Below are 26,123 nucleotides of genomic sequence, written 5' to 3'. Positions count from 1 at the left end.
AGGACAACTATACCCAACCTCGCTCGCGTGCGAGACGCACCGCGGCATGACGGTTCTCGGCACCGATTTTGGTGGCCGCGGAGGAGAGGTAGTTGCGGACGGTTCCCTGGGAGAGCGCGGCGCGCTCGGCGATCTCCGCGACGGGCGCGCCGTCGGCGGCGAGTTCGAGCACCTCGGCCTCGCGGGCGGTCAGCGGTGAGTCCCCGGCGGAGATGGCGTCGGCGGCCAACTCCGGGTCCACGTAACGGTTTCCGGAGTGCACGGTACGGATGATCTCGGCGAGGCGCTGGGCGCTGACGGTCTTCGGCACGAAGCCTCGTACGCCCACCGCGAGGGCCCGTTTCAGATGTCCGGGTCTGCCATGACTCGTCACGATCATGGTCCTGCAGTCGGGGAGTTCGTCGCGCAGGGATGTGGCCACACTCACACCGTCGGCGCCCGGCATCTGCAGATCGAGGACGGCGACGTCGGGCCGGTGGGCCCGCGCCATGGCGAGCGCCTCGGGCCCTGACGCGGCCTCGGCGACGACGACGAGGTCGTCCTCCAGCGCGAGCAGCGCGGCGAGCGCGCCCCGGATGAGGTGCTCATCATCGGCAAGCAACACGCGAAGCCTCACGCCGCCACCTCCCCACCCGAACCGGAACGGGGTCCGGGACGGGACCCGGGACCGTACCCGGGGCCCTGCCCCTCCTGGCCTGCCTGCCCCGCTTGCCCCATCTGCCCCGGGTGCTCTGTCTGCCCCGGCGGCTCTGCCTCCCCTGCCTGCCCGGACTGCCCCGGGCACCCCTTCTGCCCCGCCTGCCCTGCCTGCCCCGCCTGCCCCGCCGCCCACGTCCCCGGCCCCTCCGACGGCGGCAGCGGCACCTGCACGGCGAGCCGGAAGACCCCGTCGCCGGACGCGAAGTCCAGTGTCCCGCCCACCGCGGCAAGCCGCTCCCGCAGCCCCACGAGCCCGGAGCCACTCCCCGCGACCCGAGTCTCGCGCCACGCGACCCCGGCCCCCTGCCCCGCGACCCCCGACCCACGCCCCGCGACCTCCGACCCACTCCCCGCGACCTCAGCCCCATGCCCACTCCCCGCGCCCCCGGCCCCACTCCCCCCAAGACCTGCCCCCCGCCCCACCGGCGCTCCCACCGGCGCCCCCTCCGGCACCCCGTCGTTCTCCACGCTCAACGTCGCCCGTCCCTCACTCACAGCGAGAGCGATGTCGCACCGTCCCGCGTCGCCGTGCCGCAGCACGTTCGTCGCTGCCTCCCGCACGACCCATCCCAGCGCCGACTGGACCGAGGCGGGCAGCGCCGCCCCGGACCCGATGACCCGGCACTTGATCCCGGCCGCCTCCAACACGCCCTGCGCACCGGCGAGTTCCACCTTCAGGTCGGCCTCGCGGTATCCGCGTACGACCTCTCGTACTTCCCGCTGCGACTCCTGCGCGATCCGCTGCACCTCGACCATCTGGTCCACGGCCTCCGGGCGCCCCCGGCGCGCGAGCTGCACCGCGAGTTCGCTCTTCAAGGCGATGACGGCGAGGTTGCGGCCCATCACGTCGTGCAGGTCCCGCCCGAACCGCAGCCGCTCCTCCGCGACCGCGAGCCGCGCCTCGACCTCGCGGGCCCGGTCGGCCTCCCACATCACAGAGAGCGTCCAGGCGCCGCAGCGCGTGGAGACCAGCGCGAGGAAGCCTGCGAAGGCGATGACGACGCCGATCGCGACGAGCTGCCCGCCGCGTGCCCCGGCGACGGCGAACGCACCGACGGCCGCGACGACGACCAGCGCCATGCGGGCCGCGTAGCCGCGGATGGTGGCGGAGAAGGCGAGCGACTGGGCGAACGGTATGGGGACGAACAGCGCGGTGAGGCCCAGCATCTCCGAGCGCACCCCGTCCACCGCTTGGAGGCCCACGGCCAGTCCCATCGTGGCGGTCATGAGGACGCCCGCCACGACGAGGTCGCGGCGCGGCAGCGGGGCCCGCCGCAGGTAGTGGTCGATGGAGTGACGCAGTGAGCGGTTGGCCTGCAAGCACTGCGCGGCGGCCGTCACGATCAGGGTCCAGCCGAAGAGCTGTGGGGCGAGGTCGTGGCGCAGGCCCAGGCCGAGCGGTACCGAGACCCAGCTGAGGAAGAAGATCCACGGCATCAGGTGCCACGTCACCGTCGACTGGAACTCGACCTTCTCGATCTTGCTGCGCCCGTGCCAGCTCCGCTGCCAGGCCCGCATCCGGCCGACCACGTCCGTCGCCTCCCTCAGTGCCGTGGTTCCCACCGGAACCACCGCCGTACAGCAAACACCGCGAGCGCGGTCCAGGCCACCGCGGTGGCGGCGGCGCCGAGCGCGTCACCGGCGGAGAGGTTGCCTGCCCAGCCGCCGCGGATCAGCTCGATGACGGGCGACAGAGGCAGCAGCTCGCAGACCGAGGCGAGCTTGTCGGGCATGACCTCCAGGGGGACGAAGAGCCCGGAGCCGAGCATCGACACGAAGAGCAGGGGCATGGCCATGACCTGCGCGGACTCGGTGGACCGGCTGAAGCTCCCGGTGACGGCGGCCAGCGCGGCGAACATCACGAGGCCCGCGACGACGCCGAGGACGACGAGGTGCGGCGCGCTCGGGCCCCCCGCGTCGAGGAGCACCGCGCAGCCCACGGAGAGGACGAGGCACTGCACGACGCCGATGAGGACCGAGGGCAGTGCGGCGCCCGCCAGGATCTCGGGGTCCCGCAGCTCGCCGGTGCGCAGCCGCTTGAGTACGAGTTCCTCGCGCCGGGCGACGTAGACGGCGGTCAGCGCCGAGTACACGGCGAAGAGCAGGGAGAAGCCGAGGGCGCTCGGCAGTACGACGGTGCCGATGTCGAGTCCGGTGCCCTTCAAGTCCATGCCGTCGGCGGCCTGCCGCATGCTGAACGGGATCACGGCAGGCACGAACAGCGCCGCGAACAGCGTGCCCTTGCTCCGCCCGAGCAGCGTCATCTCGGAGCGCGCGAGCGCCCGCATGCGTCCTGCGGGCGTCGTCGTGGCCGTCGCGGTCCTCGCGGTCCTCGTGGTCTTCGTGGTCTTCGTGGTCGTCGTGCTCATGCCGCCATCTCCTCGTTCTTCGCGCCGCTCTCGGCTGCGCGTGCGATGCGCAGGAACGCCTCCTCCAGGGATGCCGCCCGTACGTCGAGTCCGGCGAGCTCGACCCGTGCGTCTCTGGCCCACAACAGCAGCCCGGTGGCCGCGCGTTGGAGTTCGTTCGTACGCAGCCGGACCCTCCTCCCCGACGTCTCGTGGCCGCTCACGCCCAGCTCGCCGAGGGGCGGCAGGTCGCCGACGAAGTAGCCGTCGGGCAGCTCGAAGGAGATGTGCGAGGGCTGGCTGGCGACCACGTCGGAGACGCTTCCCTCGGCGGCGATACGGCCCTCGTGCAGGATCGCGAGGCGGTCGGCGAGCGCCTCGGCCTCTTCCAGGTAGTGCGTGGTGAGCAGCACGGTCGTGCCGTTGTCGCGCAGGTCCTGCACCAACTTCCAGGTCTCGCGGCGCCCTTCGGCGTCGAGGCCGGTGGTGGGTTCGTCGAGGAAGAGCACCTCGGGCCTGCTGAGGAGCGCCATGGCGAGGTCGAGGCGGCGCTTCTCGCCGCCGGACAGCTGCTTCACCCGTACGCCGGACCGTTTGCCGAGCCCGACGGTCTCCAGGGCCTCACCGACGGGCATGGCGCCGCTGGTGCACCCCGCCCACATGCGGGCGGTCTCCCGGACGGTCAACTCCGTGGGGAATCCGCCCTCTTGGAGCATGACGCCGATGCGGGGCCGTACCTTGGCGCGTTCGGTGTACGGGTCGTGCCCGAGGACGCGTACGCGTCCGTCGGCCGGGGCGGCGAGTCCTTCGAGGAGTTCGAGGGTGGATGTCTTGCCGGCGCCGTTGGTGCCGAGGAGCGCGAACAGTTCGCCGCGTCCCACGGCGAAGGAGACCCCGCGTACCGCCTCGAAACCGCCCCCGTACACGCGCCGCAGATCGGTCACGTCGATCACTTGGTCAGTCATGATCCGAGCGTCTCCCGGCCGGGGAGCGGTCGGCAGTGCGCCTTGTCACCGGCCCGCATGACAAATGTCAGAAGGCGGAAGACGTGATCGGCCACGGAATACGACCGAGGACGCGACCGAGAACGCGACCGAGGAAACGAAGAAGGCCCCGGTCGAATCGACCGGGGCCTTCTCACGTGGAGCGAACGACGAGGTTCGAACTCGCGACCTCAACCTTGGCAAGGTTGCGCTCTACCAACTGAGCTACGTTCGCATTGCCTCCGACCAGCTCTCACTGATCGGCGCGAGCACCAGCTTACCGCAACCGGAGGACCGGTCGGTGAGCGATGCAGAGCGGGTGACAGGAATTGCACACTGCGCCTTCCCCCTGGAAGGGGGATGTTCTACTACTGAACTACACCCGCATGACTCCGTGAGGCCCGGCCTTTCGGCCTCGCCCCTCGGCGTGCTCCGAACTCTAGCTGACCAGCGGGGGTGCAGCGCAAGTCGGTTGTCCCGAGGGGCGCGGATCGGACGCGGACCGGACGTGGATCAGGCACGGATCAGGCACGGATCAAGCGGGGATCAGGCGCGGACCTGCCGGTTCAGGCGGCCGTTCAGTTCGCCGCCTCGAACGCCTCGTAGACCTTCTTCGGGATGCGGCCGCGCGGCGGAACGTTCATGTGGTGCGAGCGCGCCCAGGCTCGGACCGCCGAGGGGTCGGGGGAGAGGGCCGTGTGCCGGAAGGCGATGCCGGACCGCGACCGCTTGCGGGCCGCCTCCAGGTACGGGGCAAGTGCCCCGCGCAGTTTCTCGGCATTGGTGGGATTGAGGTCGATCTCGTACGAGGTGCCGTCAAGACCGAACGCGACCGTTTCCGCCGCTTCCCCGCCGTCGATGTCGTCAAAGAGAGTGACCACGACACGTTGCGCCACGAATATCGGTCCCTTCGCGCGGCTCTACCGCGTTGACATGCGGTGATGCCGATTGCACGGATGTTTTCGGCAAAGTATCGACTATTGCCATTTCCTTTGTACAGTGCCCGGCATTGCATTGTGAAGCCTGTCCTAATACCTCCGCGTGTCAGGTTCCAATGACGTTGCGTGATCTTTCATGGATTCATCGTGAAGGTTCTCGGTTCGAAACCTGTTTGGGCACCGGAACGTGACCGTCATCTCGTAGGTTGCTACGAATCTACGCGAGTAGAATTTTTGTGCCGGTAGTCTGAAGGAACCTGCTCAGCACCAGCAAGCAGCACACGCCAGCACCACGCACCACACACCGGGAGTGCCAGTGGCACGCGTCGTAGTCGACGTCATGCTCAAGCCGGAGATCCTCGACCCCCAGGGCCAGGCGGTGCAGCGTGCACTGCCGCGCCTCGGTTTCCAGGGCATCTCCGACGTACGTCAGGGAAAGCGGTTCGAACTCGAGGTGGACGGGCCCGTGGATGCCGCGGCCCTCGCCCGTATCCACGAGTTGGCGGAAACCTTCCTCGCCAACACGGTGATCGAGGACTTCGTCGTAAAGGTCGAAGAGGGCCAGGAGACGCCGAAGGCCGAGGAGGCCGCGAAGTGACCGCTCGAATTGGAGTCGTCACTTTCCCGGGAACCCTCGACGACCGCGACACCCAGCGCGCCGTCCGTGTGGCGGGCGCCGAAGCCGTGCCGCTGTGGCACAAGGACAAGGACCTCAAGCAGGTCGACGCCGTGGTGCTGCCCGGCGGCTTCTCCTACGGCGACTATCTGCGGGCCGGTGCCATCTCGCGTTTCTCCCCGGTGATGGAGTCCGTCATCGAGCAGGCGAAGGCCGGCATGCCGGTCCTCGGCATCTGCAACGGCTTCCAGGTGCTCACCGAGACGCACCTCCTGCCCGGCGCGATGCTGCGCAACGGCCACCTGCACTTCATCTGCCGCGAGCAGAAGCTGCGCGTGGAGAACGCGGAGACCGCCTGGACCGCCGACTACACGGCCGGTCAGGAGATCCGCATCCCGCTGAAGAACATCGACGGGCAGTACACCGCCGACGAGCGGACGCTGGACATGCTGGAGGCCGAGGGCCGCGTCGCCTTCCGCTACCTCGACGGCAACCCCAACGGCTCGCTCCGTGACATCGCCGGCATCACCAACGAGGCGGGCAACGTCGTCGGCCTCATGCCGCACCCCGAGCACGCCGTCGAGCCGCTGATCGGGACCGGCCGCACCGACGGTCTCGGATTCTTCACCTCGATCCTGAAGAAGCTGGTCAACGCATGACTCTGGACACCGTCAAGCACGCGGCCGAGACGCCCGACGTCAAGCTCCCCTGGGCCGAACTGGGCCTGAAGGAGGACGAGTACGAGCGCGTCCGCGAGATCCTCGGCCGCCGCCCGACCGGCGCCGAGCTCGCCATGTACTCCGTCATGTGGTCCGAGCACTGCTCGTACAAGAGCAGCAAGGTCCACCTGAAGCAGTTCGGCGAGAAGGTCCCCGAGAACGACGCCATGCTCGTCGGCATCGGCGAGAACGCCGGTGTGGTCGACGTCGGCCAGGGCTACGCGGTCACCTTCAAGGTCGAGTCGCACAACCACCCGTCGTACGTCGAGCCCTACCAGGGCGCGGCCACCGGCGTCGGCGGCATCGTCCGCGACATCATCGCGATGGGCGCCCGCCCGGTCGCCGTCGTGGACCCGCTGCGCATGGGCGACGCCCAGCACCCCGACACCAAGCGCGTCCTCCCCGGAGTCGTCGCGGGCATCGGGGGCTACGGCAACTGCCTGGGCCTGCCCAACATCGGCGGCGAGCTCGTCTTCGACGCCTGCTACCAGGGAAACCCGCTGGTCAACGCGGGTGCCATTGGTGTCATGCGGCACGAGGACATCCACCTCGCGAAGGCGTCGGGTCCCGGCAACAAGGTCATCCTGTACGGCGCCCGCACAGGCGGCGACGGCATCGGCGGCGCCTCGATCCTGGCGAGTGAGACCTTCGACGACACGAAGCCGTCGAAGCGTCCCGCCGTCCAGGTCGGCGACCCCTTCCAGGAGAAGCTCCTCATCGAGTGCACCCTGGAGGCCTTCGCCGAGAAGCTCGTGGTCGGCATCCAGGACCTCGGCGCGGCCGGACTCTCCTGCGCGACCTCCGAGCTCGCGTCCAACGGCTCTGGCGGCATGCGCGTCGAGCTGGACGACGTGCCGCTGCGCGACTCCACGCTCACCCCTGAGGAAATCCTCATGAGTGAGTCGCAGGAACGCATGTGCGCCGTGGTCGAGCCCGGCAAGGTCGACCGCTTCCTCGCGATCTGCGAGAAGTGGGACGTCATCGCCACCGTCGTCGGTGAGGTGACCGACGGCGACCGCCTGGAGATCTTCTGGCACGGCGAGAAGATCGTCGACGTCGACCCGCGCACGGTCGCGCACGACGGCCCCGTCTACGAGCGTCCGTACGCCCGCCCGTCCTGGCAGGACGCCCTCCAGGCCGACGACGCGAACAAGCTGGCCCGCCCGGCGAACGGCGAGGAGCTGCGCGAGCAGGTACTCAAGCTGGTCGCCGCCCCGAACCAGGCCGCGAAGTCCTGGGTCACCGACCAGTACGACCGCTTCGTGCAGGGCAACACCGTGCTCGCGCAGCCCGAGGACTCCGGGATGATCCGGATCAACGAGGAGACGGGCCTCGGCGTCGCCATCGCCACCGACGGCAACGGCCGGTTCGCGAAGCTCGACCCGTACACGGGCGCGCAGCTCGCGCTCGCCGAGTCGTACCGCAACGTGGCCGCGTCCGGCGCCAAGCCCCTCGCGATCTCGGACTGCCTGAACTTCGGCTCGCCCGAGGACCCGGACGTCATGTGGCAGTTCGCCGAGGCCATCCGCGGCCTCGCGGACGGCTGCCTGGAGCTGGGCACCCCGGTCACCGGCGGCAACGTCTCGCTCTACAACCAGACCGGTGAGGCGGCGATCCACCCGACGCCCGTCGTCGCCGTGCTCGGTGTGATCGACGACGTCGCGCGGCGTACGCCGATGGCGTTCGAGGAAGAGGGTCAGCTCCTCTACCTGCTCGGCGAGACGCACGACGAGTTCGGCGGTTCTGCCTGGTCGCAGGTGGTCCACGGGCACCTCGGCGGCCTGCCGCCCAAGGTCGACCTGGCGCGCGAGAAGCTGCTCGCCGACATCCTGATCTCGGCCTCGCGCGACGGCATGATCGACGCCGCGCACGACCTGTCGGACGGCGGTCTCGTGCAGGCCGTCACCGAGTCGTGCCTGCGCGGCGGGAAGGGCGCGCGTCTCGTCGTCCCGGACGGCCTGGACGCGTTCACCTTCCTCTTCTCCGAGTCGGCGGGGCGCGCGGTCGTCTCGGTGCCGCGGAGCGAGGAGCTGCGCTTCACCGACATGTGCGGGGCGCGGGGCCTGCCCGTCCGCCGCATCGGTGTGGTCGACGGTGACGTCATCGACGTACAGGGCGAGTTCACGCTGCCGCTGAGCGAGCTGCGCACGGCGCACGAGGAGACGATCCCGGGCCTGTTCGCCTGACGATTCGCAGTCGTGGCCCCCGTTCGGACCTGGTCCGGGCGGGGGCTTCGGCATGTGCGGCCAGGGGTTGCACGAGATTACGTAATTACGTAAGTTACGAACCATGGATCTGGAAGAGCGTGTCGCCGAGCTCGAACGGCGCGTGGCGGAGCTGGAGAGCGCGGAGCCGGCCGCGCCCGCCGTGGGAGAGGGCGATTTCTGGGCCCTCGACGCCCTGAAGGCGCGGCACCCGGTGACGGACGACGCGGACGGCGCCGTCCTGTTCACCGGGACGGTGCGGGTGCCGACGGGGCACCGGTACGAGTGGCAGTACGGCCTGCTGACCGAGTCGGTCTTCGAGGGTGACTGGTCCGAGGCGGCCGAGTCGTTCGCCGCGCTCGGCAACCCGGTGCGGCTGCGGCTGCTGCGGGAGATCCTCGGCGGCCTGCGCACCACCGCCGAGCTGGCCGCGCTCGACGACGTCGGCACGACCGGCCAGATCTACCACCACCTGCGCCAGCTGACCGGCACCGGCTGGCTGCACAGCACGGAGCGCGGGCGCTACGAGGTGCCTGCCGGACGTGTGGTGCCACTGCTCGTGGTGCTCACGGCGGCGAGACCGGTGACCTGACGGGTTCTGCATGGCCCGCTCTGTCCGACCAGCTCTGTGCGACTTTGTGGCTTTACGACCGTACGCGTACGAGGGGGAAGTTATGTCCGTAGGCCTGCGCAAGACCGCAGCTGTCGCCCACCGGCTGCTGTGGGTCGTGTTCTTCGCCCAATTCGTCGTCCGGCAGTTCACGGAGCTGCCGTACGACTACTGGCTGAGCTGGCTGCCCGCGCTCGCCGCGATCGGCATCAGTACGGCGACGTCCCGCTCCGCGCGCAAGCAGATCGAGACGGACCCCCCGGCCCCGGTCGAGGTCGAGCCCCCGGTCACCGGCCGCTGGTCCGCGCTGAACAGCCCCGCCGACAAGGTGCCGAGCCACGGCACGCACCACCTGGGCCAGACGTACGCCATCGACATCACGGCCGAACCGGCGGGCGGGCCCGCGCGTCCCAAGCCCATCTGGTTCTGGCCCGTCGCCCGGCGCGGGCAGGCCTACCCGGCCTTCGGGGAGCCGCTGCTCGCGGTGGCCGACGCGACCGTCGTGCACGCCGCGGACGACCAGCGCGATCACCTCAGCCGCAGCTCGCTCGTCGGAGTCCTGTACTTCTGGCTGGTCGAGGGCGTCGGCAGGACGCTCGGCGGCGCCCGCCGCGTCGTCGGCAACCACCTCGTGCTCGACCTGGGCGAGGGGACGTACGCCGTGTACGCCCACGTCAAGCAGGGTTCGCTCGCCGTGCGGCCGGGGGACCGGGTGACCGTCGGACAGGAGCTCGGCCGGTGCGGGAACTCCGGCAACTCCACCGAGCCGCACCTGCACTTCAGCCTGATGGACGGGCCCGACATGGAGACGGCCCGGGGCATCCCGTTCACCTGGCGCGGCGTCGGAGTGCCCGCGAACGGCACGGTGTTCACGGTCGGTGAGCGCGTGCCGAGCCCGCACGTGAGCGCGGAGTAAGGATTTACCAAGTCAAAATTTCATCCTGGTACAGTGCGGACATGGCTGGGGCAGAAGCAGGCGTCGCCGCGCAACCACTCGGACTGCGCGAGCGCAAAAAGCGGCAGACCGCGGCGCGGATCTGGCGCAGCGCGCTCGACCTGTGCCTGGAGCGTGGCTACGACAAGGTCTCCGTCGCGGAGATCGCGGCCGCCGCCGACGTCTCGAAGATGACGGTCTTCAACTACTTCGGCACCAAGGAGGACGTCCTCCTCGGCCCGATGGAGGAGCACGTCTCCGACGCCGCCGACGCGGTGCGCGAGCGCGAGCCCGGCGAGAGCGCGGTCGCCGCGCTGCGCCGCCAGTTCCTCGCCAAGGTCGACGCGCGCGACCCCTCGATCGGCCTCTCCGGAGACCCCCGCCTGCTCCAGATGCGGCAGCTCATCAGCGACACTCCCGTCCTCGCGCGCCGGACGCTCACCTTCCAGATGCGCGGTGTCGAGCTCGTCGCCGGAGTCCTCGCCGAGGAGACCGGTGACCGGCTCCTCGCCGGGGTCGCCGCCCACCAGCTCGTCGCCGCACGGGACGCGGTGATCCTGGAGAACCACCGCAGACTCCTCGCGGGCGACAGCGTCGACGCCATGGCCGACGACTGCGCGGCCCTCGCCGAGCGCGCCTTCGATCTGGTGGAAAAGGGACTTCAGGGGTACCCCGGAAACGCTTAGGCTCGGCACCATGCCACCGGCCAAGAAGCGCACGCGCTCGTACGATTCCGCCAAGACCCGCACCGCCGTCCTCGCCCAGTTCGGCAACGTACGCACCGCGGTCCGCACCCTCACCCCCGAGCAGCTCGCCCGCCCGACGCGGCTCGGGGAGTGGACCGTACGCGAACTGGCCGCACACCTCGCGATGGTTCTCGGCACCGTCCACCGCTACCTCGGCATGCCGGAACCCGCGAAGCACGAAGTGCCGCTCATGGAGTGGCCGTTCGCCACGGTCACCGCGGCCACGCAGGTCGACGAGGACACCCGGGCGCTCGCGGAGACGGCGGGCGCGGACCTCGACGAGCTGTTCACACGCACGCTGACCGGCATCGAGGAGTCCCTGGCCGCGGCGTCCGACGACCGCCTGGTGCCCTCGCGCTTCGGCGCCATGACCCTCGGCGACTTCCTGGTCACCCGTACCGTCGAACTGACCGTCCACACGGACGACTTGAACGACGCGGTGCCCGGCCTCGACGTGCCGTACGACCGGCAGGCCCTGGCGTCCTGCGCCCGGCTGCTGGCGGACGCCCTCGCGGTGAAGGCGCCGGGCGCGTCGACGGAGGTGCGGATTCCGCCGTACGCGGTGGTGCAGTGCGTCGAAGGGCCCCGGCACACCCGCGGCACCCCGCCGAACGTCGTCGAGACCGAGCCGCTCACCTGGATCCGCCTCGCGACAGGGCGGACGGAGTGGGCGACGGCCCTCGACGCGGCGCAGGTCAGCGCGAGCGGGGAGCGGGCGGACCTGTCGGGGCTGCTGCCGATCATGGGGTGACCCTGGCGGCCGCCGGACCGGTGGATGGAACCGGCACCCCCACTTGTCCCGTCACATTGCCATGCACACGCAGCGACTGACCCTCACCCTGACCGCGCTGGCCTCCGCGGGGCTGCTGCTCACGGCATGCGGCAGCGAGTCCGGAACCGGCTCCGACAGCGGCTCCGGCGGCGGCTCCGGCGGCCGTTCCGTGGAGAGCGAGCAGGCACTCACCGGCGTCCGCTGGAACGTCGAGAGTCTCACCGTGGGCGGCAAGAAGCACGACGCCCCGGAAGGCGCCTACCTCAAGATCGGCAAGGACGGAAAGGCCACCGGCAGCTACGGCTGCAACCAGGCGGGCACCACCGTGTCGATCAAGGGCGACACCGTGGACTTCGGTACGACGCAGACGACGAGGATGGCCTGCGAGGGCGGCGGCCGCATGAAGTTCGAGGAGAACCTCACGCGCGCACTCGGCGCGGGCAAGTTCACCGCGAAGGTGGACGGCGACCGCATGACCCTCACCACCGCCAAGGGAGACCGCGTGGCCTTCACCTCGCACCCCGCCGAGCCCGACGCGCCCCTCACCGGCACCAAGTGGACGGTGAACGGCATCGGCGACGGCAGGACGGCGGCAACCCTGCCGAAGGCCGTGTCCGGCAGGGTCCACCTCACTTTCGGCGACGACGGCAAGGTCAGCGGCAACCTCGGCTGCAACGACGTATCCGCCACGGCGGAGGCGAAGGACGGCCGCATCACCTTCGGCAAGCCCGCGACCACCCGGAAGATGTGCCCCGGCGACGCGATGACCACCGAGCGCAAGCTCCTGAAGCTCTTCGACGGCGAGGCGCGCTACGAGGTGCGGCAGGACACGCTGAAGCTCACCGCGGACGACGGCACGGTCATCACCGCGAAGACCGTTCCTTCGGACTCGTAGGAAGCCACAACAGGTCCCCGGCCCGTTCGGCCGCCGCCGAGCCGCAGGCGCCGAAGCCCGCCCGAGCGCTGTTGTAGGTCTCGACAAACGGGCCGGTCACCGCATTCGCGATTACGGTCCGTGCAGGGTCCGTATCCCCAATTCGGACCAGTGGTCGATCTCGCCTACACTCGATGGCGTGCCACGTGGTGACGGTCGACTCAATCACGATCTGCTTCCCGGCGAGAAGGGCCCCCAGGACGCTTGCGGCGTCTTCGGTGTCTGGGCTCCGGGTGAAGAGGTCGCAAAGCTCACTTACTTCGGGCTCTATGCCCTCCAGCATCGGGGCCAGGAATCCGCGGGAATCGCGGTCAGCAACGGCTCCCAGATCCTCGTCTTCAAGGACATGGGCCTCGTGTCCCAGGTCTTCGACGAAACCTCTCTCGGCTCGCTCCAGGGTCATATAGCGGTCGGTCACGCCCGCTACTCGACCACCGGTGCCTCCGTCTGGGAGAACGCCCAGCCGACGTTCCGTGCCACCGCGCACGGCTCCATCGCGCTCGGGCACAACGGCAACCTCGTCAACACCGCCCAGCTCGCCGAGCTGGTCGCCGCCCTGCCCAAGGAGAACGGCCGCGCGACCCAGGTCGCCGCGACCAACGACACCGATCTGGTGACGGCTCTCCTCGCGGGCCAGGTGGACGACGACGGCAAGCCGCTGACGATCGAAGAAGCCGCCACCAAGGTCCTCCCGGACGTGCAGGGCGCCTTCTCCCTCGTCTTCATGAACGAGAACACGCTGTACGCGGCCCGTGACCCGCAGGGCATCCGCCCGCTGGTCCTCGGCCGCCTGGAGCGCGGCTGGGTCATCGCCTCGGAGTCGGCGGCGCTCGACATCTGCGGCGCCAGCTACGTCCGCGAGATCGAGCCCGGCGAGTTCGTCGCGATCGACGAGAACGGACTGCGAACGTCCCGATTCGCGGAAGCGAAGCCCAAGGGCTGTGTCTTCGAGTACGTCTACCTGGCGCGCCCCGACACGGACATCGCGGGCCGGAACGTCTACCTCTCGCGGGTCGAGATGGGCCGGAAACTCGCCAAGGAAGCTCCCGTCGAGGCCGACCTGGTCATAGCGACGCCCGAATCCGGCACTCCCGCCGCGATCGGTTACGCGGAAGCGTCCGGCATCCCCTTCGGCGCGGGCCTGGTCAAGAACGCCTACGTCGGCAGGACCTTCATCCAGCCCTCGCAGACGATCCGCCAGCTCGGCATCCGTCTCAAGCTGAACCCCCTCAAGGAAGTCATCAAGGGCAAGAAGCTGGTGGTCGTCGACGACTCGATCGTCCGCGGCAACACCCAGCGCGCCCTGGTCAAGATGCTCCGCGAGGCCGGAGCCGCCGAGGTCCACATCCGGATCTCGTCCCCGCCCGTGAAGTGGCCGTGCTTCTTCGGCATCGACTTCGCGACCCGCGCCGAGCTCATCGCCAACGGCATGACCATCGAGGAGATCGGCACCTCGCTCGGCGCCGACTCCCTCTCGTACATCTCCATCGACGGCATGATCGAGGCCACGACCATCGACAAGCCGAACCTCTGCCGTGCCTGCTTCGACGGCGAGTACCCGATGGACCTGCCCGACCCCGAGCTGCTCGGCAAGCAGCTCCTGGAGACGGAGCTGGCCGCCGGTCCGGCGTCCACGGCAGCGGCCGACGCGATCCGTCGCCCGTAAGCCCACGTAGTAACGACACGAAAGCTCTCAATCACCATGCCCGAGACCACTGGTGCCAGCTACGCGGCCGCCGGCGTAGACATCGAGGCGGGCGACCGCGCCGTCGAGCTCATGAAGGAGTGGGTCAAGAAGACCCAGCGTCCCGAGGTCAAGGGCCTCGGCGGCCTCGGCGGCTTCGCCGGGCTCTTCGACGCCTCGGCCCTCAAGCGCTTCGAGCGTCCGCTCCTCGCCTCCGCCACCGACGGCGTGGGGACCAAGGTCGACGTCGCCCGTCAGATGGGTGTCTACGACACCATCGGCCACGACCTCGTCGCGATGGTCATGGACGACATCGTGGTGTGCGGCGCCGAGCCGCTCTTCATGACCGACTACATCTGCGTCGGGAAAGTCCACCCCGAGCGTGTCGCCGCCATCGTGAAGGGCATCGCCGAGGGTTGTGTCCTCGCGGGCTGCTCCCTCGTCGGCGGCGAGACCGCGGAGCACCCGGGCCTGCTCGGCCCGGACGACTTCGATGTCGCGGGCGCCGGTACCGGCGCGGTCGAGGCCGACCGGCTCCTCGGCTCCGATCGCATCCGTAAGGGTGACGCGGTGATCGCCATGGCGTCCTCGGGTCTTCACTCGAACGGGTACTCGCTCGTCCGGCATGTGGTCTTCGACCGCGCGGGCTGGGCCCTGGACCGCCGGATCGAGGAGTTCGGCCGCACGCTCGGCGAGGAGCTCCTGGAGCCCACCAAGATCTACTCCCTGGACTGCCTGGCGCTCACCCGCACCACGGACGTCCACGCCTTCAGCCACGTCACGGGCGGCGGCCTCGCGGCCAACCTCGCCCGGGTCATCCCGGACGGCCTGCACGCGATCGTGGACCGTGAGACGTGGACCCCCGGCGCGGTCTTCGACGTGGTCGGCCAGGTCGGCCGGGTCGAGCGCCTCGAACTGGAGAAGACGCTGAACATGGGCGTCGGCATGATCGCGATCGTCCCCGAGGAGTCGGCGGACGCGGCGCTCACCACCCTCGCGGACCGCGGTGTGGACGCCTGGGTCGCAGGCGAGATCACGGACCGCGGCGAGCACGCCACGGGCGCCGCCCTGATCGGCGACTACGCCAAGTAGTAGTAGGCAGCACAAAACCCGGTCCGGTGTGGTGACCACCCCGGACCGGGTTTTGTGCAGTTGCTACGAGAACTGCGAATGCTGCGTAGGCAACAGATGCTGCGTATGCAACGAGGTCAAGCGCCGCGGCGCTGCGACGACGGACCGGACTCGTCGGAGTCCTCGTCCTCGTCGTCGTTGTACAGATCCGCGTACTGGGCGTACGGGTCGTCTTCCTCGTCGTCGTCTTCGAACGGCTCGCCATTCGGCGGCTGTTGCGAAGTCGAAGCGCCCAGCTCATTGGCCAGACGCGAGAGGTCAGTCCCGCCGCTGCTGTACTTCAGCTGGCGGGCGACCTTCGTCTGCTTGGCCTTTGCCCGGCCGCGCCCCATGGCTCGACCCCCTCGGATACGGGGCTCGACGGCCCCAGAGTCTTGACACGCGTTCATGATCTGGAACGGGCTCTCCGTGGAGAGACCGGTCCGTAGGGCTTCCACGGTACCTGCTCCTGCGGCCATACGGTACGTCGCCCGCAGGACGCGCCTCGGCGCACGACCCTCAAGGAGCCCCGTCCTCGCTGGTCAACTGCGATTTTAACCTCTTCTTGGCGGGCGACCCGCCGACGGGGGTGAGTCTTGTCTCTCCTGTACGTCGACGGGGCCCTGTCAAAACGTCACACAGCGCCGGAAGATCAGATTCCGGACTGTTTCAGCGCGCGTCGGACATGCGCTGTTCGGCAATCCTGTCGGCCGCCGCGGCCGGCGGGATGCCGTCCTGCTTTGCGCGAGCGAATATGGCGAGCGTGGTGTCGAAGATCTTCGACGCCTTCGCCTTGCACCGGTCGAAGTCGAACCCGTGCAGCTCGTCGGCGACCTGGATCACGCCGCCCGCGTTCACCACGTAGTCCGGCGCGTAGAGGATCGACCGGTCGGCCAGGTCCTTCTCCACACCCGGGTGCGCCAGCTGGTTGTTCGCGGCGCCGCACACCACCTTCGCGGTGAGGACCGGCACGGTGTCGTCGTTCAGCGCGCCGCCCAGCGCACACGGCGCGTAGATGTCGAGGCCCTCGGTCCGGATGAGCGCATCAGTGTCCGCCACCGCCGTCACCGACGGGTGCTTGTGGACGATCCGGGTCACCGACTCCTCGCGGACGTCCGTGATGACGACCTCGGCGCCGTCCTCCAGGAGGTGCTCGACCAGGTGGTGGCCCACCTTGCCGACGCCCGCGACACCGACCTTGCGCCCGCGCAGCGACGGGTCGCCCCACAGGTGCTCTGCGCTGGCCCGCATGCCCTGGTAGACACCGAACGCGGTGAGTACGGAGGAGTCGCCCGCGCCGCCGTTCTCGGGGGAGCGTCCGGTGGTCCAGCGGCACTCGCGCGCGACGACGTCCATGTCGGCGACGTACGTACCGACGTCGCAGGCCGTCACGTAGCGGCCGCCGAGCGAGGCGACGCAGCGGCCGAAGGCGAGCAGCAGCTCCTCGCTCTTGATCCGGTCCGGATCGCCGATGATCACGGCCTTGCCGCCGCCGTGGTCGAGCCCGGCCATGGCGTTCTTGTACGACATCCCGCGCGACAGGTTCAGGACGTCGGCGACGGCCTCTTCCTCGGTCGCGTACGGGTAGAAGCGGGTGCCGCCGAGGGCGGGGCCCAGGGCGGTGCTGTGGATGGCGATCACGGCCTTGAGGCCACTGGCGCGGTCCTGGCAGAGCACTACTTGCTCGTGGCCTCCCTGGTCCGAGTGGAACAGGGTGTGCAGGACGCCGTTGTCTGCTTCGGTCACTGTGGTGACTCCCGGTCAAGTGCGGCGGTTGGGCGGGCTCCCGTACGGGTGGCGGGGCCCGATGGGCATGAGACTAGAGGCTGTCCACCGACCTTGGCCTCCCGGTGCCGAGGATCACGTTTTCCGGCGCGTCCGCGGGGGAGAGAGGAGCCGTGCCCAAGGTGTCTTCGGTGACGGTCCCGTACGCGTCCTACCTGCGTGTGTACGAGCCGCTGGCCGCCTTCCCCGAGCCGGAGCGCGGCCACTGGGCGCGCTATGCCCGCCGCCCCGGCCTGCCCTCCTGCCAGGACGAGCTCCGCCGCTCGCTGGCCGACCTGCTGCCCACGCCCCCGGTGCCCGTGCCGGTGCACGAGAGCGACGACGCGTTCGTGGCCGAGGTCGACGGAGTGCTGCACGTCTGCCCGTGGCGGACCCGGCTGCGCGGCTGGCAGGCCATGGAGGAGCTGGCGGGACAGCTGCCCCCGTCGGTCCTGGACGCGGTGCTCCCCCCGGTGCTCCGCCGTCAGACGGTCGCGGACTACGAGCAGTGGCTGGCGCGCAACCCCGACGCGCGCCCCTGGATCCGTACGTCGACGTGGCAGGTGCCGCTGCACTGGTTCGTGCTCGTCTCCGACGAGGAGCGCAGCCACGAGAAGAGCCACGAGAAGGGGGAGCCGCCGGGGCTCCGCTACCGCACCCCGATGGTGCAGGCCCGGCGCCGGGTCGCGCGCGGGCTGCGGACGCTGCGGGACGCGCTGGACGAGGGGCCGATCATCGAGGGGCTCGTGGACGTCGGCCGGTGGCTGGAGGAGTTCCACCCCCGCTCCCTGGTCGAGCTCGACTACGGCGGGCTCGTGCACGCGGTCTCCGCCGACGAGCTCGACGAGGACCACTCGGCGGCGGATGTCGCCGAGGGAATCGAGGCGCTGCGCACCGGCGACGGCGAGGCGGCCGGCGAGGCGTATGCGAGGCTCGTGGAGCGATGGCGGGCGGTCCGGGACCTTCAGTTCGCGAACTGAGGTCTCCGGTCGCCCCGGTGCCAGGACGTAGGTCCCGATCCGGGCCTTTGCCTCAAGCGTGACGGACCGCACTAACTGCACCCTTGCGCCCATCACCCCTCCTCGTGCCAAAATAGGACAAGGAGTCCGGGGAGGGCTCCTTCCGCCCAACTACGGGCGGAATGCTCAGCATTGCACTCTATGGGGGGTCTGTTGACTCCTGATCGCTCTGTGACTGATCGTCACTGTGGCGTGACTGTCCGCTATGGCATGGTCCATCGGCTTCCGTCGGTGATGAACACCTGGGAGGGCAATTCCATCGGTTTGGCCGACGCGGCTGGACGGATGGTGTAGTTGTAGTGCCGAGGACAAGCCGTTCGTCCTATAACCGACTCGACTCGCGTCCGCCATTTCGGGCAACGCGGGTCAAGGTGCAGAATTTAGAGGAATGAACCGAGAAGGTTCGGTTCTCCCGAGGAGGCCGCTCATGACCGCTCGCACCCCTGATGCCGAGCCGCTGCTGACCCCGGCTGAGGTCGCCACGATGTTCCGCGTCGACCCGAAGACGGTGACGCGCTGGGCCAAGGCTGGCAAGCTCACGTCGATTCGCACGCTCGGCGGACACCGCCGGTACCGCGAGGCTGAGGTCCGCGCACTGCTCGCGGGTATTCCGCAGCAGCGCAGCGAGGCCTGACGTACCGCTCAACCTGCAGTAACCCGCACAACTCGGGCGAAGAGCACCACTGCTGCCAGGTCCCCCAACCTGGCCGTACGTCCGACATATGGCTACACACGACGAGGGTCCTGCCCCAACGGGGCCCACGCCTGACTCACTTGGGTGCGTCGTTTCGATCGCGCTGGACTCCGCCGGGTCCAGCGCGATCTTTTTTGTGCGCCGAGGACGCGCTGGTGGGCGGGGTCTGAGCGGCCCTGTTGGTCTCTGGGGAGTCTCGGCCCGGGGCCCGGGAAGGGCGCCGGGGGCGCGTCCGGGGGGTGGTGCAATTGCACATATTAAATTGGCTCATTGTAGGGAGGGTGTAAGTTCCGGGGTTCCTAAAACTTGTTCGGTGACACCCGTCACACGTCGTGAAGCTTGTTGCGCACGACACCCCTGCGCTAGAGGGGCCCTACACCTCTCAGCCTCCCACCGGGTGGGGGCCCCGCGCGTCGTCTTTGGTCATGCGTCGGGAGGACTTTCGTCCCCCGCCTCGGTACGGGCGGCTGTGGCGCTCTCGCGGACGAAGGCCGCCTCGGGGGCCTCGTGCTCGCCGTAGACGCGCTGAGAGGGCTCCAGGGCGAGTCTCAGCAGTCGGTGGCAGATCGGGCAGTGCCGGGTCACGTGGCGGTATCTGGTGGCCGCCGCGAGGTGCGCGCGCAGCAGGGCGCGCGTCTCGTGCCGTGCGGATGAGGAAGAAGCGGACATGCGTCACCTCCTGGGGAGCCTCCCGCGGCTCCCTGATGTCCGGGGTACCGGCGGAATGTGACGGAGTCAAGACGCGGGCACCACAACGGGCCGCGCGCGGGGAACGCACGAGAAGGGGCCGCACCTTGACGGTGCGGCCCCTCTTCTGCTGCGGTCCTGACGGGATTTGCTGTGTCTGATTGCGGCTCCGCCGCGGGCGCGGCCTTGGGGTGGGCGGGAACGCAAGAAGGGCCGCACCTCGGGTGCGGCCCTTCTCTTGCTGCGGTCCTGACGGGATTTGAACCCGCGGCCTCCACCTTGACAGGGTGGCGAGCACTCCAAACTGCTCCACAGGACCTTGCTCGCGGCACTTGGTGTTGCGTTGTGCTGCGAGATGAGACTGTACAGCAGCGCAGGCCCGGCGGTCGAACTCACCGTGTGCGGTCACCCGGTCACGGCACCGCCGCGTCGATCGCCTTCACGATCCGCTTGTCCGAGACGGGGTACGCCGTGCCCAGCGCGTGCGCGAAGTAGCTGACGCGGAGCTCCTCGATCATCCAGCGGATGTCCAGAACCTCCTGCGGCACCGGCCTGCCCTGCGGCATCTGTTCGAGCAGCCACAGGTATTCGTCGCGCATCTCGCGGACCTTCTCCATGCGCGTGGTGTCCCGCTGGACGTTCGTCGGCATCTGCTGGAGGCGCCGGTCCGCCGCCACCATGTACCGCATCAGGTCCGGCAGCCGCCGCAGCCCTGTCTCCGTCACGAAGCCGGGCTTGATGAGGGAGTTCAACTGCTCCCGTACGTCCGAGAGGTTCGCGAGGAGTGCCGGGCTCTTCGCCGACTTCAGCCGGCGCTCGCACGCCTGCCACGCGGCGAGGACCTGCTGCACCTGGGCGACCGCGTGCACGGTCGTGTCGACGATCTCCGCCCGCACCTTGTCGAAGAGCTTGCGGTACGACTCCTCGTCCCAGACGGGCCCGCCGAAGTCCGCGATCAGCTTGTCCGCGGCGGCCATCGCGCAGTCGTCGAAGAGGGCCTGCATGGAGCCGTGCGGGTTCGCGGACAGGGCGAGCTTCTGCTGGTTGCTCAGCTTGTCGGAGGCGAACTTGGCCGGATTGACGGGGATGTTGCGCAGGATGAGGCGCCGCAAGCCCCGCCACATCGCCCGGAGCTGCTCCGCCTCCGTGTCGAAGAGGCGTACGGAGACGGTGTCGCCGTCGTCCACCAGCGCCGGGTACGCCTTCACCGGCTGGCCCGCGCGGCGCGTCTCGAAGACGCGTGCGAGCGTGCCGAGCGTCCAGTCCGTGAGGCCCGTGCGCTCCACGGCCGCCCCGCCCGTCCGCTCGGCCGTCGCCGCGGCCGCCTGCGAGAGCGCCTTGCGGGCCTTCGGCTTGAGGCGGACCTTGAGGGCTTCGAGGTCCTTGTCCTCGGCGAGCTTCTTGCGCCGCTCGTCGGTGATCCGGAACGTGATCTTCAAGTGGTCGGGCACGCGCGTCAGATCGAAGTCGTCCGGCGCCACCGGCACGCCGACCATCCGCTGCAGCTCGCGCGCCAGCGTGACGTGCAGCGGCTCCTGCAACGGCACCGCACGCTCCAGGAACGCCTTCGCGAAGTTCGGCGCGGGCACGTAGTTGCGGCGGATGGGCTTCGGCAGGGAGCGGATGAGCTCGATGACCACGTCCTCGCGCAGGCCCGGGATCTGCCAGTCGAAGCCGTCGTCGGTGACCTGGTTCAGGACCTGGAGCGGGATGTGGACCGTCACGCCGTCCGCGTCCGCACCCGGCTCGAACTGGTACGTCACCTTGAACTTGAGCTGCCCCTGGCGCCACGAGTCGGGGTAGTCGTCCTTGGAGACGTCCCCCGCCTTCTCATTGATCAGCATCGACCGCTCGAAGTCGAGCAGCTCCGGCTCGCCTCCCGCCGCGGATCGCTCCTTCTTCCACCAGGAGTCGAAATGCGCCCCCGACACGACGTGTTCGGGGACCCGCTGGTCGTAGAAGTCGAAGAGCGTCTCGTCGTCGACGAGGATGTCGCGGCGCCGGGCCCGGTGCTCCAGCTCCTCGACCTCGGTCAGGAGCCTGCGGTTGGCGGCGAAGAACTTGTGGTGCGTGCGCCAGTCGCCCTCGACCAGCGCGTTGCGGATGAACAGGTCGCGGGAGACCTCGGGGTCGATGCGGCCGTAGTTCACCTTGCGGTCGGTGACGATCGGGACGCCGTACAGCGTGACCTTCTCTATCGCCATGACCGCCGCCTGGTCCTTCTCCCAGTGCGGCTCGCTGTACGTCCGCTTCAGGAGGTGCTGGGCGAGCGGCTCGACCCACTCCGGCTCGATACGCGCGTTCACCCGCGCCCACAGGCGCGAGGTCTCCACCAGCTCGGCGGACATGATGAAGCGCGGGGGCTTCTTGAAGAGCGCGGAGCCGGGGAAGACCGCGAACTTGGCGTTGCGGGCGCCGATGTACTCGTTGCGTCCGCCGCCGCGCTGCTTCGGGTCCTTCTCCTTGCTCTCCTTCGACTCCTTCACGTCCTTCATCCCGATGTGGGAGAGCAGGCCGGACAGGAGCGAGATGTGCACGTGCTGCTCGGGGGCGTCCTCCTCGTTGAGGTGGATGCCCATCTGCTTGGCGACCGTGCGCAGCTGCGAGTAGATGTCCTGCCACTCGCGGATCCGCAGGAAGTTCAGGTACTCCGCCTTGCACATGCGCCGGAAGGACGAGGAGCCGCGCTCCTTCTGCTGCTCCCGCACGTACCGCCACAGGTTGAGGAAGGCGAGGAAGTCGCTCGTCTCGTCCTTGAAGCGGGCGTGCTGCTGGTCGGCCTGCGCCTGCTTCTCCGCGGGGCGCTCGCGCGGGTCCTGGATGGAGAGCGCGGCGGCGATCACCATGACCTCGCGCACGCAGCCGTTCTTGTCGGCCTCCAGGACCATCCGGGCCAGGCGCGGGTCGACGGGGAGCTGGCTGAGCTTGCGGCCCTGCTCGGTGAGCCGCTTCTTCGGGTCCTTCTGCTCCGGGTCGAGCGCGCCCAGTTCCTGGAGGAGCTGCACGCCGTCGCGGATGTTGCGGTGGTCCGGCGGGTCGATGAAGGGGAACTTCTCGATGTCGCCGAGGCCGGCCGCGGTCATCTGGAGGATGACGGAGGCGAGGTTCGTACGGAGGATCTCCGCGTCCGTGAACTCGGGGCGCGAGACGAAGTCGTCCTCGCTGTACAGGCGGATGCAGATGCCGTCCGACGTACGCCCGCAGCGGCCCTTGCGCTGGTTGGCGCTGGCCTGGCTGATCGCCTCGATGGGCAGGCGCTGCACCTTCGTGCGGTGGCTGTAGCGGGAGATGCGGGCCGTGCCCGGGTCGATCACGTACTTGATGCCGGGGACGGTCAGCGAGGTCTCGGCGACGTTCGTCGCGAGGACGATGCGGCGGCCCGTGTGCTGCTGGAAGACGCGGTGCTGCTCGGCGTGCGAGAGCCGGGCGTAGAGCGGGAGTACCTCCGTGAACCGAAGGTTCTTCTTGTTCAGCGCGTCCGCCGTGTCCCGGATCTCGCGCTCTCCGGAGAGGAAGACGAGGATGTCGCCCTTGCCCTCGGCCTGGAGCTCCTCGACGGCGTCCGTGATCGCGGTGATCTGGTCGCGGTCGGAGTCGTCCGAGTCCTCTTCGAGGAGCGGGCGGTAACGGACTTCCACCGGATACGTGCGTCCGCTGACCTCGACGATCGGCGCGTCCCCGAAGTGGCGCGAGAAACGCTCGGGGTCGATGGTCGCGGAGGTGATCACGACCTTCAGGTCCGGGCGCTTCGGCAGCAGCTGGGCGAGGTACCCGAGCAGGAAGTCGATGTTGAGCGACCGCTCGTGGGCCTCGTCGATGATGATCGTGTCGTACGCGCGCAGCTCGCGGTCCGTCTGGATCTCGGCGAGCAGGATGCCGTCCGTCATCAGCTTCACGAACGTGCCCGTGCCGACCTGGTCGGTGAAACGCACCTTCCAGCCGACGGCCTCGCCCAGCGGAGTGTTCAGCTCTTCCGCCACGCGCTCGGCGACCGTGCGGGCCGCGATGCGGCGGGGCTGCGTGTGGCCGATCATGCCGCGCACGCCCCGGCCGAGCTCCATGCAGATCTTCGGGATCTGCGTGGTCTTGCCCGACCCGGTCTCACCGGCGACGATCACGACCTGGTGGTCGCGGATCGCCTCGGCGATCTCGTCCTTCTTCTGGCTGACCGGCAGCTGCTCCGGATACGTGATCACGGGCAGGCGGGAGCCGCGCTCGGCCATCCGGGCCTCGGCCTTCTCCACGTCCGCCGCGATCTCGGCGAGGACGGCGGCGCGGGCCTCGGGCTTACGGATGCGGCGGGCACCCTCCAGCCGCCGGCCGATCCGGTGCTCGTCGCGCAGCGAGAGCTCGGAGAGTCGGGGGGCGAGGGCGTCGAGGGCAAGGGCGGGCTGCGTAGACATACGGCGTCCAGGATCTCACCCGCGACTCGGCAGTGGCGAACCGATTTCCTCCGCGGGCCGCCCCGGCACGTACGATTCCGGGCATGTCGTCCCGCGCGCGCACGCTCTGGAGCCCCCTGGCGGGGGCGCTCCTCATCGTGCTCGGGCTGTTCTGCGCCCCCGCGGCGACGGCGACGGCGACGGTGACGGCGACCGTGAGCCCCGCGGCCTCCGCGGTCGACGGCCACGCACAGCCGGGCTGCGGGAAGGGCGTGCAGGGAGACGGTGAGCAGGGCCCGGCCGCGCCGCCGCGCACGAACTCCCCGCACGAACTGCTCCCCGCGCTCTGCCAGGCCCACGGCGCGACCGGCTCCTGGGGCGCCGACCAGGCGTTCCTCGACCTCACCCCGGTACGCGGGCCGCCCGAGCTCGTACCGCTCTCACCCGTCGATCTCTCGGTCCTGCGCGTGTAGGAGGCCCCTGTCTGCACCAGGGGCCCCTTCATCGACGTACAACAGGACAAGAGAGACCGCTCTGATGCCCAAGAACGACCCCAAGAACGGCAACAAGAACGCTCCCAGGAACGGCAACAAGAAGAGCCGCAACATCGCCATCGGCGCGGGTGTCGCTGTCGCCGCGGCGCTGCTCGGCGTCGCCTCGTACACGGCGACCAAGCCCGCCGACTCCTCCTCCCATGGCGGCACCGTCAAGGAGGAAGCCGCGGGCGCCGCGCCCTCCACCGAATCGCAGGCCGGCGTCTACCCCGAGCTGGAGAAGCTCGCCCGGCGCGACGGCAAGGACCCGCTCGCGCAGGGCCGCGCGGACGCGCCCGTCGTGATGGTCGAGTACGCCGACTTCAAGTGCGGCTTCTGCGGCAAGTTCGCCCGCGACACCGAGCCGGGCCTCGTGAAGAAGTACGTCGAGGACGGCACCCTGCGCATCGAATGGCGCAACTTCCCGATCTTCGGCGCGGACTCCGAGCGGGCCGCGCGCGCCGCGTGGGCGGCGGGCAGGCAGGGGCGCTTCTGGCAGTTCCACGAGGCCGCGTACGCCGAGGGCTCGAAGGAGAAGGGCTTCGGCGACAGCCGCCTGAAGGAGCTCGCCGAGGACGCCGGGGTCAAGGACGTCGACCGCTTCGTCACCGACGCGGGGAGCGACGCGGCGAAGAGCGCCGTGAAGAAGGACCAGGAGGAGGCGTACGGCCTCGGCGCCGCCGCGACGCCCTCCTTCGTGATCAACGGGCGGCCCATCTCGGGCGCCCAGCCGGACCAGGTCTTCCACCAGGCCATCGAGTCGGCGGCGAAGAGCGCGAAGCCGGCCGCCGGCAAGGGCAAGGGTTCCGAGTGACCGCCGACGTCGGGTACTTCGCCGCGTTCCTTGGCGGCCTCCTCGCCCTGGTCAGCCCGTGCAGCGCCCTGCTCCTGCCCGCGTTCTTCGCCTACTCCATCGACTCCACCTCACGGCTCGTCGCCCGCACCGGCATCTTCTACGCGGGACTCGCGACGACCCTGGTGCCGCTCGGCGCCGCCGGGTCCTACGCCGGGCGCTTCTTCTTCGGCCACCGCGACCAGCTGGTGCTCGTCGCGGGCTGGCTGATCATCGGGCTCGGCGCGCTCCAGATCCTCGGCATGGGCTTCGCCTCGCGGCGGATGGCGGAGCTCTCGGGCCGCATCCGCCCGACCACGGCGTTCTCCGTGTACGCGCTGGGCGCGGTGTACGGGCTCGCCGGGTTCTGCGCGGGGCCGATCCTCGGCAGCGTCCTGACGGTGGCCGCGGTGAGCGGAAGCCCGGTGTACGGAGGGCTGCTGCTCGCCGTGTACGCGCTCGGGATGGCCGTGCCGCTCTTCGTGCTCGCCCTGCTCTGGGAGCGGTTCGACCTGGGTCGGCGCAGGTGGCTGCGGGGCCGGACGTGCCGGCTCGGGCGGTTCGAACTGCACACGACGTCGCTGCTGTCCGGCCTCTTCTTCATCGCTCTGGGCGCGCTGTTCCTCGCGTACGACGGGACGACCGCACTGCCCGGGCTGCTCGGCGTGGACGACTCCTTCGCGGTGGAGCAGTGGGCGGGGGACCTCGGCCGTGCGGTGCCGGACTCGGTGCTGCTGGTAGGGGTCGTGGTGCTGGTGGGGGCGGTGCTCGGGGTACGCGGGTGGCGCAGGCGCGAGAGCGGTGGGTCGGATTCGTCCGTTACCGAGCGTTCATCCGTTACCGAACGCTCGTCCGTTACCGAGGATTCGTCCGTTAGTGAGGATTCGCCCGTTACCAAGTGAGAAGGATGCGTAT

The 26,123-nt window shown here is 69.7% G+C and carries 24 protein-coding genes and 3 tRNA genes; 15 read left to right on the top strand and 12 right to left on the bottom strand.

The window, feature by feature from the left end:
- Window positions 1–7: 7 nt before the first annotated feature.
- The 7 genes from NOO62_RS19325 to NOO62_RS19295 all read right to left on the bottom strand — a co-directional run bounded on the left by NOO62_RS19325 (window position 8) and on the right by NOO62_RS19295 (window position 4,926).
- A complete protein-coding gene (locus NOO62_RS19325; RefSeq protein ID WP_268772139.1) occupies window positions 8–616 on the bottom strand; it encodes a response regulator transcription factor in 609 nt (202 codons plus the stop codon).
- The gene (locus NOO62_RS19320) at window positions 613–2,262 is read right to left on the bottom strand and encodes a sensor histidine kinase (RefSeq protein ID WP_268772138.1); all 1,650 of its coding nucleotides are present in this window, start codon (window positions 2,260–2,262) and stop codon (window positions 613–615) included. The genes NOO62_RS19325 and NOO62_RS19320 overlap by 4 nt, the downstream gene beginning before the upstream one ends.
- Window positions 2,244–3,068, bottom strand: a complete 825-nt coding sequence (locus NOO62_RS19315; RefSeq protein WP_268772137.1) for an ABC transporter permease — start codon at window positions 3,066–3,068, stop codon at window positions 2,244–2,246. The genes NOO62_RS19320 and NOO62_RS19315 overlap by 19 nt, the downstream gene beginning before the upstream one ends.
- Window positions 3,065–4,012, bottom strand: coding sequence for an ABC transporter ATP-binding protein (locus NOO62_RS19310; protein WP_268772136.1), 948 nt, complete (start codon window positions 4,010–4,012; stop codon window positions 3,065–3,067). The genes NOO62_RS19315 and NOO62_RS19310 overlap by 4 nt, the downstream gene beginning before the upstream one ends.
- A 177-nt stretch (window positions 4,013–4,189) precedes the next feature.
- Window positions 4,190–4,265, bottom strand: a tRNA-Gly gene (locus NOO62_RS19305).
- 79 nt (window positions 4,266–4,344) lie between these two features.
- Window positions 4,345–4,416: transfer RNA gene (locus tag NOO62_RS19300), tRNA-Gly, on the bottom strand.
- A gap of 192 nt (window positions 4,417–4,608) precedes the next feature.
- Window positions 4,609–4,926, bottom strand: a complete 318-nt coding sequence (locus NOO62_RS19295; protein ID WP_268772135.1) for a histone-like nucleoid-structuring protein Lsr2 — start codon at window positions 4,924–4,926, stop codon at window positions 4,609–4,611.
- A gap of 358 nt (window positions 4,927–5,284) precedes the next feature.
- On the opposite strand from NOO62_RS19295, the gene purS reads away from it, so the two are divergent.
- From purS to purM, 10 genes are all read left to right on the top strand, one after another.
- Window positions 5,285–5,566: a phosphoribosylformylglycinamidine synthase subunit PurS gene (gene purS, locus NOO62_RS19290; protein ID WP_268772134.1), complete on the top strand. Its 282-nt coding sequence runs from the start codon at window positions 5,285–5,287 to the stop codon at window positions 5,564–5,566.
- On the top strand, window positions 5,563–6,243 hold the full coding sequence (purQ, locus tag NOO62_RS19285; protein ID WP_268772133.1) for a phosphoribosylformylglycinamidine synthase subunit PurQ: 681 nt from the start codon (window positions 5,563–5,565) through the stop codon (window positions 6,241–6,243). Before purS ends, purQ begins: the two co-directional genes overlap by 4 nt.
- The gene (gene purL, locus NOO62_RS19280; protein WP_268772132.1) at window positions 6,240–8,489 is read left to right on the top strand and encodes a phosphoribosylformylglycinamidine synthase subunit PurL; all 2,250 of its coding nucleotides are present in this window, start codon (window positions 6,240–6,242) and stop codon (window positions 8,487–8,489) included. The genes purQ and purL overlap by 4 nt, the downstream gene beginning before the upstream one ends.
- Window positions 8,490–8,592: 103 nt before the next feature.
- Complete coding sequence (locus tag NOO62_RS19275) at window positions 8,593–9,099, top strand: helix-turn-helix domain-containing protein (RefSeq protein ID WP_268772131.1); 507 nt, start codon at window positions 8,593–8,595, stop codon at window positions 9,097–9,099.
- 82 nt (window positions 9,100–9,181) lie between these two features.
- Window positions 9,182–10,033 (top strand): M23 family metallopeptidase, encoded by an 852-nt coding sequence (locus NOO62_RS19270; protein WP_268772130.1) that lies wholly within the window; start codon window positions 9,182–9,184, stop codon window positions 10,031–10,033.
- Window positions 10,034–10,074: 41 nt separating this feature from the next.
- Window positions 10,075–10,737 carry a TetR/AcrR family transcriptional regulator gene (locus NOO62_RS19265; protein WP_268772129.1) on the top strand — a complete coding sequence of 221 codons (663 nt, stop codon included), beginning with the start codon at window positions 10,075–10,077 and terminating at the stop codon, window positions 10,735–10,737.
- Between the two features lie 10 nt (window positions 10,738–10,747).
- Window positions 10,748–11,548 carry a maleylpyruvate isomerase family mycothiol-dependent enzyme gene (locus tag NOO62_RS19260; protein ID WP_268772128.1) on the top strand — a complete coding sequence of 267 codons (801 nt, stop codon included), beginning with the start codon at window positions 10,748–10,750 and terminating at the stop codon, window positions 11,546–11,548.
- Window positions 11,549–11,609: 61 nt separating this feature from the next.
- Window positions 11,610–12,464, top strand: a complete 855-nt coding sequence (locus NOO62_RS19255; protein WP_268772127.1) for an META domain-containing protein — start codon at window positions 11,610–11,612, stop codon at window positions 12,462–12,464.
- A gap of 178 nt (window positions 12,465–12,642) precedes the next feature.
- A complete protein-coding gene (gene purF / locus NOO62_RS19250; protein WP_268772126.1) occupies window positions 12,643–14,169 on the top strand; it encodes an amidophosphoribosyltransferase in 1,527 nt (508 codons plus the stop codon).
- 36 nt (window positions 14,170–14,205) lie between these two features.
- Window positions 14,206–15,279: a phosphoribosylformylglycinamidine cyclo-ligase gene (purM, locus tag NOO62_RS19245; protein WP_268772125.1), complete on the top strand. Its 1,074-nt coding sequence runs from the start codon at window positions 14,206–14,208 to the stop codon at window positions 15,277–15,279.
- Between the two features lie 116 nt (window positions 15,280–15,395).
- Here purM and NOO62_RS19240 read toward each other — a convergent pair whose 3' ends face one another.
- Together NOO62_RS19240 and NOO62_RS19235 are read right to left on the bottom strand one after the other, a co-directional pair.
- Entirely contained in the window at window positions 15,396–15,650 is a 255-nt protein-coding gene (locus NOO62_RS19240) for a DUF3073 domain-containing protein (RefSeq protein ID WP_055568369.1), read from the bottom strand.
- A gap of 316 nt (window positions 15,651–15,966) precedes the next feature.
- A complete protein-coding gene (locus NOO62_RS19235; protein ID WP_268772124.1) occupies window positions 15,967–17,043 on the bottom strand; it encodes a Leu/Phe/Val dehydrogenase in 1,077 nt (358 codons plus the stop codon).
- 152 nt (window positions 17,044–17,195) lie between these two features.
- Here NOO62_RS19235 and NOO62_RS19230 point away from each other — a divergent pair, with 152 nt between their 5' ends.
- Window positions 17,196–18,041 (top strand): hypothetical protein, encoded by an 846-nt coding sequence (locus tag NOO62_RS19230; protein ID WP_268772123.1) that lies wholly within the window; start codon window positions 17,196–17,198, stop codon window positions 18,039–18,041.
- A gap of 466 nt (window positions 18,042–18,507) precedes the next feature.
- Window positions 18,508–18,714: a developmental transcriptional regulator BldC gene (gene bldC, locus NOO62_RS19225; RefSeq protein ID WP_003949541.1), complete on the top strand. Its 207-nt coding sequence runs from the start codon at window positions 18,508–18,510 to the stop codon at window positions 18,712–18,714.
- A 483-nt stretch (window positions 18,715–19,197) separates the two neighbouring features.
- On the opposite strand, the gene NOO62_RS19220 is transcribed toward bldC, so the two are convergent.
- From NOO62_RS19220 to hrpA, 3 genes are all read right to left on the bottom strand, one after another.
- Window positions 19,198–19,443: a DUF6274 family protein gene (locus tag NOO62_RS19220; RefSeq protein ID WP_268772122.1), complete on the bottom strand. Its 246-nt coding sequence runs from the start codon at window positions 19,441–19,443 to the stop codon at window positions 19,198–19,200.
- A gap of 262 nt (window positions 19,444–19,705) precedes the next feature.
- A tRNA-Asp gene (locus tag NOO62_RS19215) sits at window positions 19,706–19,780 on the bottom strand.
- A 94-nt stretch (window positions 19,781–19,874) separates the two neighbouring features.
- The gene (gene hrpA / locus NOO62_RS19210) at window positions 19,875–23,864 is read right to left on the bottom strand and encodes an ATP-dependent RNA helicase HrpA (protein ID WP_268772121.1); all 3,990 of its coding nucleotides are present in this window, start codon (window positions 23,862–23,864) and stop codon (window positions 19,875–19,877) included.
- A gap of 83 nt (window positions 23,865–23,947) precedes the next feature.
- On the opposite strand from hrpA, the gene NOO62_RS19205 reads away from it, so the two are divergent.
- The 3 genes from NOO62_RS19205 to NOO62_RS19195 all read left to right on the top strand — a co-directional run bounded on the left by NOO62_RS19205 (window position 23,948) and on the right by NOO62_RS19195 (window position 26,110).
- Entirely contained in the window at window positions 23,948–24,316 is a 369-nt protein-coding gene (locus NOO62_RS19205; protein WP_268772120.1) for a hypothetical protein, read from the top strand.
- 64 nt (window positions 24,317–24,380) lie between these two features.
- Complete coding sequence (locus NOO62_RS19200; RefSeq protein ID WP_268772119.1) at window positions 24,381–25,190, top strand: DsbA family protein; 810 nt, start codon at window positions 24,381–24,383, stop codon at window positions 25,188–25,190.
- Window positions 25,187–26,110 (top strand): cytochrome c biogenesis CcdA family protein, encoded by a 924-nt coding sequence (locus NOO62_RS19195; protein ID WP_268772118.1) that lies wholly within the window; start codon window positions 25,187–25,189, stop codon window positions 26,108–26,110. Before NOO62_RS19200 ends, NOO62_RS19195 begins: the two co-directional genes overlap by 4 nt.
- Window positions 26,111–26,123: the final 13 nt, after the last annotated feature.

This window comes from Streptomyces sp. Je 1-369, assembly GCF_026810505.1.
GTDB lineage: Bacteria > Actinomycetota > Actinomycetes > Streptomycetales > Streptomycetaceae > Streptomyces.
This window is presented reverse-complemented; position numbering and strand designations above follow the sequence as displayed.

Excerpts from the sequence above, each read along its gene's own strand:
- NOO62_RS19310 (WP_268772136.1), bottom strand. The coding sequence starts at position 4,012 with ATGACTGACCAAGTGATCGACGTGACCGATCTGCGGCGCGTGTACGGG.
- NOO62_RS19270 (WP_268772130.1), top strand. The coding sequence starts at position 9,182 with ATGTCCGTAGGCCTGCGCAAGACCGCAGCTGTCGCCCACCGGCTGCTG.
- purM (WP_268772125.1), top strand. The coding sequence starts at position 14,206 with ATGCCCGAGACCACTGGTGCCAGCTACGCGGCCGCCGGCGTAGACATC.
- NOO62_RS19315 (WP_268772137.1), bottom strand. The coding sequence starts at position 3,068 with ATGAGCACGACGACCACGAAGACCACGAAGACCACGAGGACCGCGAGG.
- NOO62_RS19220 (WP_268772122.1), bottom strand. The coding sequence starts at position 19,443 with ATGTCCGCTTCTTCCTCATCCGCACGGCACGAGACGCGCGCCCTGCTG.
- NOO62_RS19255 (WP_268772127.1), top strand. The coding sequence starts at position 11,610 with ATGCACACGCAGCGACTGACCCTCACCCTGACCGCGCTGGCCTCCGCG.
- NOO62_RS19240 (WP_055568369.1), bottom strand. The coding sequence starts at position 15,650 with ATGGGGCGCGGCCGGGCAAAGGCCAAGCAGACGAAGGTCGCCCGCCAG.
- NOO62_RS19275 (WP_268772131.1), top strand. The coding sequence starts at position 8,593 with ATGGATCTGGAAGAGCGTGTCGCCGAGCTCGAACGGCGCGTGGCGGAG.
- NOO62_RS19260 (WP_268772128.1), top strand. The coding sequence starts at position 10,748 with ATGCCACCGGCCAAGAAGCGCACGCGCTCGTACGATTCCGCCAAGACC.
- hrpA (WP_268772121.1), bottom strand. The coding sequence starts at position 23,864 with ATGTCTACGCAGCCCGCCCTTGCCCTCGACGCCCTCGCCCCCCGACTC.
- NOO62_RS19205 (WP_268772120.1), top strand. The coding sequence starts at position 23,948 with ATGTCGTCCCGCGCGCGCACGCTCTGGAGCCCCCTGGCGGGGGCGCTC.
- purL (WP_268772132.1), top strand. The coding sequence starts at position 6,240 with ATGACTCTGGACACCGTCAAGCACGCGGCCGAGACGCCCGACGTCAAG.
- NOO62_RS19265 (WP_268772129.1), top strand. The coding sequence starts at position 10,075 with ATGGCTGGGGCAGAAGCAGGCGTCGCCGCGCAACCACTCGGACTGCGC.
- bldC (WP_003949541.1), top strand. The coding sequence starts at position 18,508 with ATGACCGCTCGCACCCCTGATGCCGAGCCGCTGCTGACCCCGGCTGAG.
- NOO62_RS19200 (WP_268772119.1), top strand. The coding sequence starts at position 24,381 with ATGCCCAAGAACGACCCCAAGAACGGCAACAAGAACGCTCCCAGGAAC.